The organism is Vibrio sp. Vb2131 (assembly GCF_033338535.1).
GTDB classification, from domain to species: domain Bacteria; phylum Pseudomonadota; class Gammaproteobacteria; order Enterobacterales; family Vibrionaceae; genus Vibrio; species Vibrio alginolyticus.
On record NZ_JAWOSW010000003.1, the window covers coordinates 285,028 to 302,482 of the forward strand.

A 17,455-nucleotide genomic window follows, 5' to 3' on the forward strand; every position below is an offset into this window, starting at 1 on the left:
TGACGTGTCGAGATACAAAAAGCTGTCAAATTTTACGAGTTCAGTGATGGCTGCTCTCTAGGCATGTTCATGGAGTCGAGCGCCTTGAGACAATATGTCTACAAAGTGCGTCAATAATGAGAGTGACGTTTGAGTGATGCATGTCTGCTTTACTTAGGTATATACTTATGGAATTCGCATCAATGAGGAACGAATATGATCCAAGAAATCATAGAGAAGAAACTACACAGTGAGCTGCAACCCAGCTATCTCAAAGTCATTAATGAGAGCTACATGCATAATGTGCCACCAGGCTCAGAGAGTCATTTCAAAGTGATTGTTGTGAGTGATTCGTTCGCGGGACAGCGTTTGATTGGGCGCCATCGTCAAGTTCATCAAATTTTGGCAGATGAACTGGACAACCACATTCATGCATTAGCTATTCATACATACACTGATGAAGAGTGGAAGCGTGAACAAGATGGCGCCCCTGATAGCCCGATGTGTATGGGTGGTGGTCACTAAAAACGCAAGATATAAAGGTGCAGAGAAAAGGTGGCTTAAGGCCATCTTTTTTCGTTTTACATTCTTAAGGGACGTTAACGTGGAACAAATTCTGGTTAAAAAATGTGTTAACAGTGTTTCAACAAATGAATGGAAATTGCAGAATATTTCAGGCGATGAATATCACTTTTCCATAAGATATGTATGGAATATGGCATTTGTGCGATGGGTCAAAGTTATGACTATTCTTTGACCTTTTAGACCTGATTCTACCGAAATAACCCCTCTATTCTAATGATTGATCATGGCATCAAGTTCCTAAAAAATGCTAGACTACGGCACCTGATAAATCTCGCGTATTCCTTGTGATGAGATTTTTAATAGGATGTTGCGATTTTGATGTTTAAAACAACATCAAAACCGGACACTGATGTCGTGTCTAAAAGTTACGCAATCAAAAGAATCTTTTTCCCGATAAAAGTAGTGCAAGTGCGTATGATTACAATAAAGAAGGGCTTGGATCTTCCTATCGCAGGAACTCCATCCCAGGTGATTAATGATGGTAAGACCATCAAAAAAGTCGCCTTGCTTGGCGAAGAGTACGTTGGCATGCGACCTACCATGCATGTCCGCGTTGGTGATGAAGTGAAAAAAGCGCAAGTTCTTTTTGAAGATAAAAAGAACCCAGGCGTGAAATTTACTGCACCAGCAGCCGGTAAAGTGATCGAAGTTAACCGTGGCGCTAAACGTGTCCTTCAATCTGTAGTGATTGAAGTGGCAGGTGAAGAGCAGGTGACATTTGATAAGTTCGAAGCCGCTCAACTTTCAGGTCTAGATCGTGAAGTGATCAAGACTCAGTTGGTTGACTCTGGCTTATGGACCGCTTTACGTACTCGTCCGTTCAGCAAGGTTCCTGCAATCGAGTCTTCTACTAAGGCTATTTTCGTAACTGCAATGGATACTAATCCACTAGCAGCTAAGCCTGAGTTGATCATTAATGAGCAACAAGAAGCATTCATTGCTGGTCTAGACATTCTTTCAGCCCTGACAGAAGGCAAGGTTTACGTATGTAAATCTGGCACTAGCTTGCCACGCTCTTCACAGTCTAACGTAGAAGAACACGTCTTCGATGGCCCTCACCCAGCAGGTCTTGCTGGCACCCACATGCATTTCCTATACCCAGTAAATGCAGAGAATGTGGCATGGAGCATCAACTACCAAGACGTTATCGCGTTCGGTAAGCTGTTCCTAACTGGTGAGCTATGCACAGATCGTGTTGTGTCTCTAGCTGGCCCAGTTGTGAATAACCCTCGTCTAGTTCGTACCGTAATGGGTGCAAGCTTAGATGACCTAACAGATAACGAGCTGATGCCTGGCGAAGTTCGTGTGATCTCTGGTTCAGTACTAACAGGTACACATGCAACTGGTCCACACGCATACCTTGGCCGTTACCATCAACAGGTTTCTGTATTACGTGAAGGCCGTGAAAAAGAACTATTTGGCTGGGCAATGCCTGGTAAGAATAAGTTCTCGGTAACTCGCTCTTTCCTTGGTCACGTATTCAAAGGTCAGTTGTTCAATATGACAACGACGACCAATGGTAGTGATCGTTCAATGGTTCCAATTGGCAACTACGAACGCGTAATGCCTCTAGATATGGAGCCTACTTTGCTGCTTCGTGATCTATGTGCCGGCGACACAGACAGTGCTCAAGCACTGGGTGCGCTTGAACTGGATGAAGAAGATCTAGCATTGTGTACCTTTGTATGTCCAGGTAAGTACGAGTACGGTACGTTACTTCGTGAATGCCTAGATACTATCGAGAAGGAAGGGTAATTTTCATGGCTCTTAAAAAGTTTCTTGAAGACATCGAGCATCATTTTGAGCCTGGTGGCAAACACGAAAAATGGTTTGCCCTGTACGAAGCTGTAGCAACAGTTTTTTACACCCCAGGTATTGTAACAAATAAAAGCTCGCACGTTCGTGATAGCGTTGACCTAAAACGTATCATGATCATGGTTTGGTTTGCGGTATTCCCAGCAATGTTCTGGGGTATGTACAACGCAGGTGGCCAAGCTATTGCAGCACTTAACCACATGTACGCTGGTGACCAACTAGCGACAGTTATCGCAGGTAACTGGCACTACTGGCTAACAGAAATGCTTGGCGGCACTATCGGTGCGGAAGCGGGTGTTGGCAGTAAGATGCTACTAGGTGCGACTTACTTCCTGCCAATCTACGCAACAGTATTTATTGTTGGTGGCTTCTGGGAAGTGTTGTTCTGTATGGTGCGTAAACACGAAGTTAACGAAGGTTTCTTTGTAACTTCTATCTTATTCGCACTTATCGTTCCACCAACGCTACCTCTATGGCAAGCGGCACTAGGTATCACATTTGGTGTTGTTGTAGCAAAAGAGATCTTCGGTGGTACAGGTCGTAACTTCCTTAACCCTGCACTTGCAGGTCGTGCATTTCTATTCTTCGCTTACCCAGCACAAATTTCGGGTGACGTAGTATGGACTGCAGCTGACGGCTTCTCTGGTGCAACTGCTCTTAGCCAATGGGCTCAAGGTGGTAACGGTGCTCTAGTTAACACAGTAACTGGCGCTCCTATCACTTGGATGGACGCGTTCATCGGTAACATCCCTGGCTCTATTGGTGAAGTATCGACTCTAGCTCTAATGATCGGTGCAGCGATGATCGTTTACATGCGAATCGCTTCATGGCGCATCATTGCGGGTGTGATGATCGGTATGATCGCAGTATCGACTCTGTTTAACGTGATCGGTTCTGACACTAATCCAATGTTTAATATGCCATGGCACTGGCACCTAGTTCTAGGTGGTTTTGCATTCGGTATGTTCTTCATGGCAACGGACCCAGTATCAGCGTCATTTACTAGCAAAGGTAAATGGTGGTACGGCATCCTGATTGGTGCAATGTGTGTGATGATCCGTGTAGTTAACCCAGCGTACCCAGAAGGTATGATGCTGGCGATTCTATTCGCGAACCTATTCGCACCTCTGTTCGACCATGTAGTGATTGAGAAGAACATCAAGCGGAGACTAGCACGCTATGGCAAGTAATAACGACAGCATTAAAAAGACGCTTGGTGTTGTTATCGGGTTGAGCCTTGTTTGTTCAATCATCGTATCAACAGCAGCAGTAGGTCTGCGTGATAAGCAAAAAGCTAACGCTGTCCTAGATAAGCAATCAAAGATCGTTGAAGTTGCAGGCATTGACGCAAACGGTAAGAAAGTACCAGAGCTATTTGCTGAGTACATCGAACCTCGTCTAGTAGACCTTGAAACAGGTAACTTTACTGAGGGTAATGCATCTACGTACGATCAACGTGAAGCATCAAAAGATGCAGAACGTTCAATCGCATTGACACCAGAAGAAGACGTAGCTGATATCCGTCGTCGCGCGAATACAGCAGTGGTGTACCTTGTAAAAGATCAAGATGAAGTCCAAAAAGTTATCCTGCCTATGCACGGTAAAGGACTATGGTCGATGATGTATGCCTTTGTAGCCGTTGAAACTGATGGTAACACTGTGTCTGCTATTACTTACTACGAGCAAGGTGAAACTCCTGGACTTGGTGGTGAAGTAGAGAACCCTTCATGGCGCGATCAATTCATTGGCAAGAAATTGTACAATGAAGATCACCAGCCAGCGATTAAGGTCGTGAAAGGCGGCGCACCGCAAGGTTCTGAGCACGGTGTTGATGGCCTATCAGGAGCGACGCTCACTAGTAATGGTGTTCAACACACATTTGACTTCTGGTTAGGTGATATGGGCTTTGGTCCTTTCCTAGCAAAAGTTCGTGACGGAGAACTTAACTAATGTCTAGTGCACAAAACGTTAAAAAGAGCATTCTAGCGCCAGTATTGGATAACAACCCAATCGCGCTACAAGTTCTTGGTGTATGTTCTGCTCTTGCAGTAACAACTAAACTAGAAACAGCTTTTGTAATGACACTAGCGGTAACATTTGTAACTGCGTTGTCTAACTTCTCTGTTTCATTGATCCGTAACCACATTCCTAACAGTGTGCGTATCATCGTTCAGATGGCAATCATCGCATCGTTAGTAATCGTGGTAGACCAAGTGCTAAAAGCTTACCTATACGATATCTCTAAACAGCTATCTGTATTCGTTGGTCTGATTATCACTAACTGTATCGTAATGGGTCGTGCTGAAGCATTCGCAATGAAGTCTGCGCCAGTACCATCTCTTATTGACGGTATTGGTAACGGTCTAGGTTACGGCTTCGTTCTTATCACTGTAGGTTTCTTCCGTGAGCTATTTGGCTCAGGCAAACTATTTGGTCTAGAAGTTCTACCTCTAGTGAGCAACGGTGGTTGGTACCAGCCTAACGGCCTAATGCTACTAGCACCATCAGCATTCTTCCTAATCGGCTTCCTTATCTGGGTAATCCGTATTCTGAAACCAGAACAAGTAGAAGCGAAGGAGTAAGGACGTCATGGAACATTACATTAGTCTGTTAGTTAAATCGATTTTCATCGAAAACATGGCTCTGTCTTTCTTCCTAGGTATGTGTACTTTCCTTGCCGTATCTAAGAAGGTTAAGACCTCTTTCGGCCTAGGTGTTGCAGTTGTGGTAGTACTGACTATCGCTGTTCCTGTGAATAACCTGGTATACAACCTAGTTCTGAGAGAGAACGCGTTAGTTGAGGGCGTGGACCTTAGCTTCCTAAACTTCATCACCTTTATCGGTGTAATTGCAGCACTTGTACAGATTCTAGAGATGGTCCTAGACCGTTTCTTCCCACCTTTGTACAACGCGCTAGGCATCTTCCTACCGCTGATCACAGTAAACTGTGCAATCTTCGGTGGTGTATCTTTCATGGTACAACGTGACTACAACTTTGCTGAATCGATCGTTTACGGTTTCGGCTCTGGTGTGGGCTGGATGCTAGCAATCGTTGCTCTTGCAGGTATCCGTGAGAAGATGAAGTACTCTGACGTACCTCCAGGTCTACGTGGTCTTGGTATCACATTTATCACTGTAGGTCTTATGGCGTTAGGCTTTATGTCTTTCTCTGGTGTTCAACTGTAAGTCGGGTAAACCGCAACAATTAAGGAATAGTCAATGGACATTATTCTTGGTGTAGTGATGTTTACTCTGATCGTACTTGCACTAGTACTAGTGATTCTTTTCGCTAAGTCTAAGCTTGTACCAACAGGTGACATTACAATTTCTGTGAACGATGACCCTTCTCTGGCGATCGTTACACAACCAGGTGGTAAGCTACTGAGTGCTCTAGCAGGTGCTGGCGTATTCGTATCTTCTGCTTGTGGTGGCGGTGGCTCATGTGGTCAGTGTCGCGTAAAAGTTAAATCAGGTGGTGGCGACATCCTACCAACCGAGCTTGACCATATTACTAAAGGTGAAGCGCGTGAAGGTGAGCGTCTAGCGTGTCAGGTTGCAATGAAAACTGACATGGATATCGAGCTTCCTGAAGAAATCTTCGGCGTTAAGAAGTGGGAATGTACTGTTATCTCTAACGATAACAAAGCGACATTCATCAAAGAGCTTAAGCTACAAATTCCAGATGGCGAATCAGTACCTTTCCGTGCTGGTGGTTACATCCAGATTGAAGCTCCTGCTCACCACGTGAAATACGCAGACTACGATATTCCTGAGGAATACCGTGAAGACTGGGAGAAGTTCAACCTTTTCCGTTACGAGTCTAAAGTTAATGAAGAGACCATTCGTGCATACTCTATGGCTAACTACCCAGAAGAGCACGGTATCATCATGCTTAACGTTCGTATCGCAACTCCGCCGCCGAACAACCCAGACGTACCACCAGGCATCATGTCTTCGTACATCTGGTCTCTAAAAGAAGGCGACAAGTGTACTATTTCTGGTCCATTTGGTGAGTTCTTTGCGAAAGATACAGATGCAGAAATGGTATTCGTTGGTGGTGGTGCTGGTATGGCTCCAATGCGCTCACACATCTTCGACCAACTTAAGCGTCTGCACTCTAAGCGTAAGATGTCTTTCTGGTACGGCGCACGTTCTAAGCGTGAAATGTTCTACGTAGAAGATTTCGATATGCTACAAGCTGAGAATGACAACTTCGTATGGCACTGTGCACTGTCTGATCCACTTCCAGAAGATAACTGGGATGGTTACACTGGCTTTATTCACAACGTTCTTTACGAGAACTACCTACGTGATCACGAAGCGCCAGAAGACTGTGAATACTACATGTGTGGTCCACCTATGATGAACGCTGCTGTAATCGGCATGCTGAAAGATCTAGGTGTAGAGGATGAAAACATCCTACTAGATGACTTCGGTGGTTAATTCCTCCAAGTGATTGAATCTATGGCTAGCTCTCCAAGAGCTAGCCATTATTTTTTATAGACATAAAACTGATATTCAACAGTTGATATAGGTAATCGGATTGAAATGATTGGTCCTATTTCCCATATCAATTCAACAACATTGGGAGTTAACAAGTGAAAAAGTGGCTTGTTGCATTCGCTTCTCTATTGATTTTGGCTGGCTGTGAGCAGCCTGCAGATCAAATTCATTTAAGTGGCCCTACCATGGGGACTTCTTACAACATCAAGTATATCGAGCAAGATGGTATTCCAACGCCAAAAGCGATGCAGACAGAAATTGATCGCTTATTGGAAGAGGTTAATGACCAAATGTCGACCTATCGTGACGACTCAGAGTTAAGTCGTTTTAATCAGCATCAAACGAGCGAGCCATTTACAGTTTCGACACAAACTGCGACGGTAGTGAAAGAAGCAATTCGCCTTAACGGTCTTACTTTAGGTGCATTGGATGTGACGGTCGGCCCTCTAGTTAACCTGTGGGGGTTTGGTCCAGAAGCTCGTCCAGATGTAGTTCCAACCGATGAAGAACTCGCTGCTCGCAAAGCAAATACCGGTATTCACCACCTATCTGTTGATGGTAATACACTGTCCAAAGATCTTCCTAACTTGTACGTCGACCTATCGACGATTGCGAAAGGTTGGGGGGTTGACGTGGTTGCTGACTACCTTCAATCTGAAGGGGTACAGAACTTTATGGTCGAAGTTGGCGGTGAAATGCGTCTCAAAGGTGTCAATCGTGAAGGTGTGCCTTGGCGTATCGCAATTGAAAAACCGACCGTTGATGAACGTTCAATTCAAGAAATTATTGAACCAGGCGACATGGCAATTGCAACAAGTGGTGACTATCGTAATTACTTTGAGAGTAATGGTGTGAGATACTCTCATATTATTAATCCACGAACAGGCAAACCAATTCATCATAAAGTGGTGTCTGTAACGGTATTAGATAAATCGTCGATGACTGCTGATGGTCTTGCAACTGGTCTTATGGTGCTAGGTGAAGACAAAGGCATGGCAATTGCGAACGAAAATAATATTCCTGTTTTCATGATTGTGAAAACGGAAGATGGTTTTAAAGAGTTGGCTTCGGAAGCATACAAGCCATTCATGAAGAAATAACAACAGAAGTGAGCATGTTTTTATGAATACATTTCTAATTACCTTTGCTGTGTTTGTCGCGGTAATCACTGCAATGGCTGTCGGATACATTTTCCAAAAGAAAGTCGTGAAAGGTAGCTGCGGTGGCCTAGGGGCAGTTGGCATCGAAAAAGTGTGTAATTGTCCAGAACCCTGCGATGCGCGTAAAAAACGTGAAGCGCGCGAGGCTGCGCGTGCTGAGAAATTGGCGGCGTGGGAAAAAGATAGAATTGCTTAGTATTGGTTAATCGTACTAAGAAAGTGATAAAGCTCAGCGTTCTGCTGAGCTTTATTTTTAGGCAGCTAACCAAAACTCAGATATCCGAGAAAGAGCCTAATACCGTGTTTTGTTGTTTCTTTCTCTCATGTTATAGAGCAAGACTACATCGATAATCATTAGGACGAAGCAATGATTTGGTTACGTCCGTTCTCTTTGGCCATGTAAAGTCGCTCATCCGCCGCTTTTATTTGTTGTTCTAGCTCCCCCACGATGTTGCTTACACCAATACTCGCGGTCACAAGAATGTTTTTGTCCAAATAAGTTATTGGCGTTTTTTCTATGCGCTGTCGCATTTGTTCTAAGCGTGTTAGAAAGCCGTCATAGTCGCCACTGGCTTGAATACAAAACTCCTCGCCACCAAGCCTAGCGACAATATCATTTGGAAAATAGATTTTTAGAATATTCGCTATCATGACTAGCACTGCATCGCCGCCCTCATGTCCGTGTGTATCATTTACTTGCTTAAAGAAATCGATATCAAGCATCGCGATGTTTCTTTGAGCGTTTTCTACATGGGGCTGCTCAAACAGAAAGCGGCGGTTCCATAAGCCCGTTAGCGCATCTTGATTTGCCATTTTAAACAGTTCAGATGTTGCGTCTTTGATATCTAACAGTTGGTGAATACGGCAAAAAAATTCTTCTTGATTAAATGGCTTGTATAAAAAGTCATTGGCCCCTGCTTTTAGAAACCTAGCCGTCATGGTCTTAGAGTTACTACCCGACAAGCCGAGAATGGCTAATTGATTTTTATCCCACTTCCGACGTAATTCACGCACCATAGTAATGCCATCTTTAACGGGCATGTCATGGTCGGTTAAAACGAGAGTGATATCTGGATTTTGCTCGACAAGCTCTAGGGCTTTTTGCCCATTGTCAGCTTCCAACGTTTGAATATATTGATGTTCCAAAAGTTGGGCGATGTGTCTTCTTACGGTGTGAGAATCATCAACGACTAAGCATTTGTGTTGTTGATTGTTGGTTAGTCGCTTGAGGAGTGGTAATAGATAGGAAACGGACGCCATGTTGTCTTTCAAAATATAGTCGAGGACACCTTTTGCAAGCATCTTTTCGCGAGTGTCTTCTTGAAATCGAGCCGTTAAAACAATGACACGATGACCATGTTCCAAAACGAGATCAATAATCTCGCCATCTTGAGCATCCGGTAAACAATAGTCTAAAACCGCACAGAAGAGGTCCTGTGCTGAAGATAACAAGTTCTTTGCCTCCGCGTAGCTTTCCGCTGCGATGACCTCATAACCAGCTTGGCTTATTGTTTGGCAAAGAAAGTTTTTAAATGCACGACTATCTTCAACAACCAGAATCTTATTACTCAAGCGCAGTCCCCAAAATTAATTGTTTAAAATCAATGATAACTAAAATTAAACTTATCGCCATCAAAAAACACATGTCAACCAAAAGTAGAACAACTACTCAAATGTTTGACACGCATCCGTTAACATCACATCATTATTCCTGTCTTAGTTATATAATTATGTTTAGCTAACGTAGGGAGAAAGTAGTATGGAAATGCATCAACATGGTATGGCTGAGCTATTTCAACAACTGGGCCTCGGTAGCTCTCCTCAAGAAATGAAAGATTTTATTAATCAACATCGACACAAAAGAGATTCTGCGCCTTTACATGAAGCTAGCTTTTGGACGATGTCACAGGCGAACTTTCTAAAACAAGCCATCGAAGAAGATGCAGATTGGGCCGAATTGGTCGATCAATTGGACGTAATGCTTCGAGATTGACGTTCGTTTAAACACGCCCATTTCTCTTCAGGTAGATTTGATTTATACTGTTTTTTTGAACAGTACTTTGATGGCTATGTCAGATCGAATTAGAAAAATTATTCATGTCGATATGGATTGTTTTTATGCTGCCGTAGAGATGAGAGATAACCCCAGTTACCGTGGCATTGCACTCGCTGTTGGCGGACATGAAAAGCAGCGTGGAGTGATTAGCACCTGTAATTATGATGCGCGTAAATATGGTGTTCGCAGTGCAATGTCAACGGCGCGCGCGCTGCAACTCTGTCCTCATTTGTTGGTTGTGCCCGGTAGAATGCATGTATATAAGCAAGTCTCTCAGCAGATTCGTGCTATTTTTGAGCGTTATACGCCTATCATTGAACCTCTCTCATTGGATGAAGCATACCTCGATGTCACGGACTCGACAGCTTGCCGTGGCTCCGCAACGTTGATCGCAGAGTCAATTCGCCGTGATATCTGGAGTGAACTTGGGTTGACGGCATCGGCGGGCATTGCTCCGATTAAGTTTCTTGCCAAGGTCGCGTCAGACATGAACAAGCCCAACGGTCAGTTTGTGATTCCGCCAGAGAAAGTCCAAGAGGTTATCGATAGTCTTCCGTTAGAGAATATTCCTGGCGTGGGGAAGGTGAGTCTTGAGAAGCTCCACCAAGCCGGTTTTTATCGATGTGAGGACATTAAAAACAGTGACTATCGAGAGTTGTTGAGGCAGTTTGGTCGTCAGGGTGCCTCCTTATGGCAGCGAAGCCATGGAATTGATAATCGAGAAGTCGTTGTTGAGCGCGAGAGAAAGTCCGTCGGTGTGGAAAGGACATTCAGCCAGAACATCGCAACCTATGGTGAATGTTGGCAAGTGATTGAGGAGAAACTTTATCCTGAACTCGAGAAACGTTTAGAGCGTGCAAGCCCAGATAAGTCGATTATTAAACAAGGTATTAAAGTCAAATTTGCCGATTTTCAACTGACAACAATTGAGCACATCCATCCGCAATTAGAGCTTGAGGACTTCAAGATCTTGCTAAGAGATATTCTTAAACGCCAAAATGGACGGGAAATTCGCCTTTTAGGCTTAAACGTGATGCTCAAGCCCGAAGACCAAGCGCGTCAATTGAGCTTTTTTTAGGCCCTTACCGTTTCTACCTGCGTTAATACCTGCTCAAAACTTACGTTTGCCATTGCACCATAACCTGCTAGCTTTGAGGCTTTTAGCTGGCTAATCAAAGGAGTGCTGATTCCGCACAAGAAGCGAGCAACGGCATCATTACTGATGGCCGATGGGGAAAGCTGAATAAACTCCTGCGCCCATATCGATACTTGAGATTGTTCAATATCTTCAGGTTCTGGTGCTGTGAATGTGGCGACGTGACCACGACACACGGAGCAGTGACCACATTGCTTTGGTGCATCGTGATCCGCAAAGTAGTTCGCCAATTGTGAGCTCAAACAGTGCTCGGACTGGAACAAGTGCAGCATGGTGTGGATTCTTTCGATATCTTTGCTTTCTTTGGATTGGAACAGTTCAGACAGTTGTTGGATTAAAACATCCGAGCTCTGTTTGGTTGGCATAACTGAGTACACGTCCGTCAGTTGTTTGCTCTCTAGTTCTATCCAGCCGTTCTGGTGAAAATAGTCGAGCGCTGCGACAACTCGGCTGCGTTCCGATTGATAGTTCATCCATAGCGCTTCTAGATCAACGTGGCACCACACTTTGGCTTTTTGTGAGCAGGAAAAAATAGCCTCCACAAATTGACGTCGCTCGCCTTGAAATTGATTCACAATAAATTGCTGATCGTGCAAAAACTTAAACCGATATTCTGCAAAGTAACTGTACTTTGCTTCAATGACGTTATGTAGCTCCAAATAAACCAACAAGGTTTTGAGTGGCAATTGGCGGATATTACTTTCACGCGACAAACGCAGTGGCACTACCTCCCATTGTGGAGCATGTTCTTTCGCTTGCTCGACTACATAGTTAATTGACGCAAATTCTGGTGTGTCACCATAGACAAAATTCTCCAACACCGTTAAGCCGGACGTATTGCCTAGCAGAATGCACTCAGAGCGTTGCCCGTCCCTGCCTGCACGTCCAATCTCTTGTGCGTAGTTCTCGATTGATTTGGGTAAGTCGAAGTGAATGACGCGTCGAATATCAGATTTATCGACCCCCATACCAAATGCAATCGTTGCAACAATACAGTCAATTTGGCCATCCATGAACTGCTGTTGGATTTGTGCACGAACGTCGCTTTTCATGCCAGCGTGGTATGCGTGAGCGTTAATGCCAATATGGATTAATGACTTTGCTACTCGTTCTGCTGTTTGCTGTTGCGTCACGTATATGATGGTCGGAAGCTTAGGTGAAGAGGCGATGATCTCACTGAGCTGTTCTTGTTTCTTTGTTTCCTCACACGGGATCACCGATATATCCAGATTGGGGCGGTAGAAGCCTGTAACGGTAATATGTTCACTGGCAATATCGAACTTTTTTTGCATGTCTTCAATAACTGCAGGCGTTGCCGTTGCGGTGAGAAGTAAAGACTGTGGGATGTTCAGTTCACGTTGATATTGCGGTAGTTTGAGATAATCTGGACGAAAGTTATGCCCCCATTCGGAAATACAGTGCGCTTCATCAATGACCATCAAAGAAATCGGTACTTGGCGAATGAATTCACGAAAACGCTCATTTTTTAGTCGCTCAACAGAAATCATCAAGATTTTGATTTGTCCATTCTTCACGCCAGCCATGACCTGTTGTGCTTCTTCTCTACTTTGACTGCTATCGATAGAAGCGGCCGCGATTCCTTTACTTTGTAAAAAGCTCAGTTGATCCTTCATTAACGCCAACAACGGAGAGATCACCAACGTAAGGTTGGGTAATATGGTTGCAGGTAGTTGATAACAGAGTGACTTCCCCGAGCCTGTAGGAAAGATTGCCGCAGCAGAGTAACCATTCATAACGGCTTCAATAACGGGTTGCTGACCTTGGCGTAATGAGTCAAAACCAAATACAGATTGAAGTGTTTGATGCAGCGAGTCACTTTGCATAATAGGGAAACCTTTCTTTGATGGTAAACTTGGCTACATTAACACACCCCGAATACTAAACGCGCGTCCTAAAAGTATGAACAAAGCTGACTTAGTCCAAATTATCATCCAACATCTGGAAGAAAAACTTCAAGTTGCCCATTCATCGGCTCAGCGAGCTATCGATGCCGCCACAGATGAAGAAACTGTTCCCGAGCACAAGTACGATACATTGGCACTTGAAGCCGCGTATCTTGCTCATGGACAAGCCATGCGAATTCAAGATAGTGAAGAGGAGTTGCGTCAATATCGTTCTTTAGTGACTCGTAACTTTAAGAATGCGCCTGTTGGTGTTGGTGCTTACGTTGTTCTCGCAGATGAGAATTTGATCGAAAAGCACTTCTTTGTAGGCCCTTGCTCTGGTGGTTTGACTGTTCAATATCAGACTCTGGAAGTCTTTGTCTTAACAGCCAAATCTCCTCTGGGTCGAGCGTTGTTCGGGAAAGAAGAGGGTGATGAGGTTGACGTGAAAATAGGAGATAAAACAACTTGTTACGAAGTCGTGACGATTTGCTGACATCTCATGTATCACTCAGTGTTATGTTTAACACGAGTAATGTTAAATAAAAGAGAATGACATGAAAAAGCTTTTTACACTCTCATTGCTGATGGTCAGTGCTACTGGTTATGCAGCGCAGTGTCGTGTGGACATCAATAATGAAGTCCGTATGGATGGGCAAAGCTTGGAAATTCGCCAAACGACAGGTGATAAAGCTGTCGTGGATGAGGATAACAACCTCTTCATCAAAGGTGAGCTAATTGAACTCAATGCCGACCAAAAAGCGGCAATTGAAGACTATCGCGAAAAAATGAACGCGTATATTCCACAAGCAAAGCAATTGGCGAGTGATGGTTTAGCGCTTGCGAATGATATTATTGATGATGTTGCGGAAAGCCTCGATGCACCTGGTGCGTTTGATAATGTAAAAGTCGCAGTAAAGGACTTTTTCGCTGATGTTGAATCACGTTACTACAAAGATGGTGATTTCATCCTGCCTGCGGAGAGTTTTGAGTCTATGACACAAGGGTGGACTGAAGACTTTGCAAAAGCACAAGAGATCTTCAATAAAGAGTTTTTAGCCAGTTCGTTGGATGCTTTATCGAAAAAAATGAAGGAAGAGGGAGGAATAAACCTCACTGCATTATCAGAGAGTATGGCTGAGCTCAGCGCGAAAGTAGAAGAGCGTTTAGCCGAGCATTCGAAAGAGGTAGAACAACAAGCAGAAGACTTGTGCGATTCGCTGGATGACATGGCAGGGCAAGAAGACGATCTGTTGAAGAAAATCCCTGAGCTAAAAGATTACCGAGTATTTACGATTTAATTACTCATTAAAAAGTAAAAAAACTCAATGAGATAAAGAAAGAGAGCACGATTGTGCTCTCTTTTCGTTTTTACATACTTGAATAAGTAATGGAAACAAGACGATATTTGCGTTTTACTCGCTTGTTCTTTGATAGCTTATTGCGTATTCATCTCGGTGAGTTTATCGCCGACAGGTTTTGAGAAGTTAAAGCCATCATGCTGATCCCAGTTGATAGACCATGTCATTACCCCTGCATAATTCGGGTAATGGTACGCTGGTTTAACGGTGCCACATGAAGTGCCTTTGGTTAAACAATCTAGTGCGTTGATAATATTCTGTGTTGGAGCCTGCCCTGAATTTGCCGAGCTAGGACCTGAAGGTAAACCGATTGCGACTTGATCATCGCGCAATGGTGCAAATTGAGTGCCGTCGGCCAACTCAAAACCTTCGATAAGCATTTTAGATTGCGCTACCATCATATCCACAGAGCCTTCTGGTGCACTGCCTGGCAGGTATGGGTTTGGCAAACCGCCGTTGTTATATAACTGGACGTGAAGCAAGTCGAGCGTGCTGCGTGTCTCGTTTATCACAGGAATGTAAGCTCCCCAAATACCGCTGTAAGCTACATAGCCGCCTTGAACATAAGGGTGCTCAGGCGCCATGGTTAGGTACATATCGCCACCCATGTTTTGCTCTATTTGAAGCAAAGCACGACCAAGGCGAGCTTGAATTTGCGAGCCATGAACTAAGTTAGAACCACTCTCTAAATCCACATCTAGACCATCAAAGCCCCAATCAGCGATAAGACCTGTTAGGCTAGAGACAAAGTTTGCTTCATCTTGGTCGGTATTCAGCGTAATCGTGCCTTCTGCGCCGCCAAGAGAGAGAACAAACTTCTTACCTTTAGCTTGAAGCGCTGCCATGTCCTGCTTGAATTGTGTTGGATCGAGTGCTGGACAATCGCTGTAAATATCGCCTGAATATAGATTAAAGTGCACAGTGCCATCACTGTTGCGATCATTTTCAGCAAAGGCAATATCAATCACATCCCAAGCATCTGCCATATCTGCTAGACGAATTGGACAGCCCGCACCATTTACAAAATTGTGCCAGTAACCGATGAGTTTATGGCGTTTCTCTACTTGCTCAACCACCGTTATTGCAGCGGCGTCAGACAATGCATTGCTTCCTGACAAATCCACAGCTTGGGCGCTAACTGTAAAGTTACCAAGTGCAGTTGGTGTCCAGTTGGCTGTGTAAGGTGCCGTGGTATCGGTTGCAACAATAGAGCCGTTGATCATGAAATCAACGTGTTTAATGCTTGAAGTTAAAGACGTTGCATCGGCGCTTAATGCGAGGCTTTTGCCTAATCTGGTGGTCTGACCGCTGCTTGGTGAAGTCAGAGAGACGACCAAATCTTTATCGCTGACTTCCACACCAACCAGGGACTCTGACGTGTTGTTATCATTATCGGTTGCGACGGCTTTAAGCTGGTTAGCGCCAATAAGTGTGGCGTTCCAAGTAACGGAATATGGCGCTTGAGTGGTGACCCCTAAGCTGGTGTTGTTCGCAAAAAACTCAACTTGCGTGACTGTGCCATCAGCATCGCTTGCGTTTGCCGTGATTTCGTTATTGCTGCCAGCGAGCACGACTTGTCCATCCGTTGGTGCCGTAATGGTAACTTGCGGTGGTGTCGAACAAGCACCTAGGCCACTCCAAGCATCTTGCCAGTATAGCCCTTCACCAGGCTCGTAAGCCCATGTCGCATCCGAGGAGCACCAACCAGCAACATCACAACGATATTTTTGGTTGAAGTGAGAAACCAGGTCGCCAGCTTGATAACTTGTGCCTGCCACATAAGGTACTGCATCTGCACATCCGCCCGTTCCGGTTTCTGAATTACTAATAACCAGCGCTACTTCTTGGCTCATCGTTGCGAGGTTTGTATCATCAGTCGCTTGTGCTTTGAACGAGTATGTACCTGGACTAGCGGTCCATTGATATTCGTAAGGTGCGCTAGTATCAATGGCGACAGATTGATTGTTTACGAAGAACTCAACTTGTGTGACCACACCATCAATATCGTCAGCTTGAGCGGCTACGGTTAGGTTATCGCCTACATTAAGCACTTCTGTGCCTACTGGGCTTGTCAATGAAATGCTTGGTGGCGGTAATTCGACTTGTGGTTGAACTTGGATAGAAATCGTCGTGGTGCTAACAGCTCCCTCATTATCTGTCGCAATTGCGGTCAATTGCGAGATCCCTTCAATAGCTGTCCAAGAAGCTTCGAATGGTGCTTGAGTTACCACAGCAACGGTTTGGTTGCCTGCAACAAACTCAATTTGTGTGATTTGGCCATCTTCGTCAGCTGCGTTGGCTAACAAAGTGATCGCACTGCCTTCGGGAATTTGTGCGTTGTTTATTGGAGAGGAGAACGACACCGTTGGTGATAAATTGTTGCTTCCACCATCACATTGCCCTAACGCTTTCCATGCTTCCCAAGATCCTGAGTTGGTCACGGGATCATTGCCTTGCGTCCAATATGCAGCCTCATAAGCGGCTCCTTGCGTTTTTACTAAAGCGCCCGATGTATAAGTCGCAGTGCTGTCCCAGTCGGGTAGACTTTGACAGTTATAGGCTTGAGCTTGGTAGCTGGCGCTGAGTGCTACAATCATCGCTCCGTGAAGTAGGGTGACCTTCATTTTCCTCTCCTTGAATCATGGGTATAAATGAGAACAGAGTAATAACTAGCTGATAAATAGACATTAGGGGGAAAAAGCGAAGCACAATATTCTGCTTTTCGACACAGTATCACGAGGAACAGTTCGTTCCTTGCACCAGAGCTCATTATTTTTCGGCTCACTTCACGGCAGAAGGATTCGTAAAATTTAGTCATGTGAAACGAGCAACAGTCACGAGGATTTTGAGCGATGAATATGAGATGTACGTTAAAATTTACAAGCTGAATGACTATAAATTGTTTCAACTGTCGAGGATTTAACCGAGGTGCTCTT

Annotated in this window: 16 protein-coding genes; 13 read left to right on the top strand and 3 right to left on the bottom strand. The window is 44.5% G+C overall.

Translation table 11 applies throughout. From position 1 onward, the window contains the following. Nucleotides 1-195: 195 nt before the first annotated feature. From bolA to nqrM, 9 genes are all read left to right on the top strand, one after another. Complete coding sequence (bolA, locus tag R7E38_RS05320) at nucleotides 196-504, top strand: transcriptional regulator BolA (protein ID WP_005380262.1); 309 nt, start codon at nucleotides 196-198, stop codon at nucleotides 502-504. 474 nt (nucleotides 505-978) lie between these two features. Beyond that, nucleotides 979-2,319 carry a Na(+)-translocating NADH-quinone reductase subunit A gene (locus tag R7E38_RS05325; protein WP_005380264.1) on the top strand — a complete coding sequence of 447 codons (1,341 nt, stop codon included), beginning with the start codon at nucleotides 979-981 and terminating at the stop codon, nucleotides 2,317-2,319. Between the two features lie 5 nt (nucleotides 2,320-2,324). Next, nucleotides 2,325-3,569 carry an NADH:ubiquinone reductase (Na(+)-transporting) subunit B gene (locus tag R7E38_RS05330; RefSeq protein ID WP_005380265.1) on the top strand — a complete coding sequence of 415 codons (1,245 nt, stop codon included), beginning with the start codon at nucleotides 2,325-2,327 and terminating at the stop codon, nucleotides 3,567-3,569. Further along, nucleotides 3,559-4,329, top strand: a complete 771-nt coding sequence (locus tag R7E38_RS05335) for a Na(+)-translocating NADH-quinone reductase subunit C (RefSeq protein WP_005380267.1) — start codon at nucleotides 3,559-3,561, stop codon at nucleotides 4,327-4,329. The genes R7E38_RS05330 and R7E38_RS05335 overlap by 11 nt, the downstream gene beginning before the upstream one ends. Continuing rightward, on the top strand, nucleotides 4,329-4,961 hold the full coding sequence (locus R7E38_RS05340; RefSeq protein ID WP_005380269.1) for an NADH:ubiquinone reductase (Na(+)-transporting) subunit D: 633 nt from the start codon (nucleotides 4,329-4,331) through the stop codon (nucleotides 4,959-4,961). Before R7E38_RS05335 ends, R7E38_RS05340 begins: the two co-directional genes overlap by 1 nt. Nucleotides 4,962-4,968: 7 nt before the next feature. Further along, nucleotides 4,969-5,565: an NADH:ubiquinone reductase (Na(+)-transporting) subunit E gene (gene nqrE / locus R7E38_RS05345; protein WP_005380270.1), complete on the top strand. Its 597-nt coding sequence runs from the start codon at nucleotides 4,969-4,971 to the stop codon at nucleotides 5,563-5,565. A gap of 33 nt (nucleotides 5,566-5,598) precedes the next feature. Then, entirely contained in the window at nucleotides 5,599-6,822 is a 1,224-nt protein-coding gene (gene nqrF, locus R7E38_RS05350) for an NADH:ubiquinone reductase (Na(+)-transporting) subunit F (protein WP_005380271.1), read from the top strand. A gap of 155 nt (nucleotides 6,823-6,977) precedes the next feature. Further along, nucleotides 6,978-7,982 (top strand): FAD:protein FMN transferase, encoded by a 1,005-nt coding sequence (locus R7E38_RS05355; protein WP_005380272.1) that lies wholly within the window; start codon nucleotides 6,978-6,980, stop codon nucleotides 7,980-7,982. Between the two features lie 22 nt (nucleotides 7,983-8,004). Then, a complete protein-coding gene (gene nqrM / locus R7E38_RS05360) occupies nucleotides 8,005-8,238 on the top strand; it encodes a (Na+)-NQR maturation NqrM (protein ID WP_005380273.1) in 234 nt (77 codons plus the stop codon). Between the two features lie 158 nt (nucleotides 8,239-8,396). On the opposite strand, the gene R7E38_RS05365 is transcribed toward nqrM, so the two are convergent. Beyond that, a complete protein-coding gene (locus R7E38_RS05365; protein ID WP_226083485.1) occupies nucleotides 8,397-9,614 on the bottom strand; it encodes a response regulator in 1,218 nt (405 codons plus the stop codon). Between the two features lie 187 nt (nucleotides 9,615-9,801). Here R7E38_RS05365 and R7E38_RS05370 point away from each other — a divergent pair, with 187 nt between their 5' ends. After that, nucleotides 9,802-10,035: a DUF2789 domain-containing protein gene (locus R7E38_RS05370; protein WP_005380277.1), complete on the top strand. Its 234-nt coding sequence runs from the start codon at nucleotides 9,802-9,804 to the stop codon at nucleotides 10,033-10,035. A 76-nt stretch (nucleotides 10,036-10,111) separates the two neighbouring features. Next, entirely contained in the window at nucleotides 10,112-11,176 is a 1,065-nt protein-coding gene (gene dinB / locus R7E38_RS05375; protein ID WP_025998728.1) for a DNA polymerase IV, read from the top strand. On the opposite strand, the gene R7E38_RS05380 is transcribed toward dinB, so the two are convergent. Then, nucleotides 11,173-13,098, bottom strand: a complete 1,926-nt coding sequence (locus tag R7E38_RS05380; protein ID WP_226083484.1) for an ATP-dependent DNA helicase RecQ — start codon at nucleotides 13,096-13,098, stop codon at nucleotides 11,173-11,175. The genes dinB and R7E38_RS05380 overlap by 4 nt on opposite strands. A gap of 76 nt (nucleotides 13,099-13,174) precedes the next feature. Here R7E38_RS05380 and R7E38_RS05385 point away from each other — a divergent pair, with 76 nt between their 5' ends. Both R7E38_RS05385 and R7E38_RS05390 read left to right on the top strand, forming a co-directional pair. Continuing rightward, nucleotides 13,175-13,654: a GreA/GreB family elongation factor gene (locus tag R7E38_RS05385; protein ID WP_005380280.1), complete on the top strand. Its 480-nt coding sequence runs from the start codon at nucleotides 13,175-13,177 to the stop codon at nucleotides 13,652-13,654. 61 nt (nucleotides 13,655-13,715) lie between these two features. After that, the gene (locus R7E38_RS05390) at nucleotides 13,716-14,459 is read left to right on the top strand and encodes a YggN family protein (protein WP_213898546.1); all 744 of its coding nucleotides are present in this window, start codon (nucleotides 13,716-13,718) and stop codon (nucleotides 14,457-14,459) included. Between the two features lie 137 nt (nucleotides 14,460-14,596). Here R7E38_RS05390 and R7E38_RS05395 read toward each other — a convergent pair whose 3' ends face one another. After that, a complete protein-coding gene (locus tag R7E38_RS05395) occupies nucleotides 14,597-17,143 on the bottom strand; it encodes an Ig-like domain-containing protein (protein ID WP_226083483.1) in 2,547 nt (848 codons plus the stop codon). Between the last annotated feature and the right edge of the window lie 312 nt (nucleotides 17,144-17,455).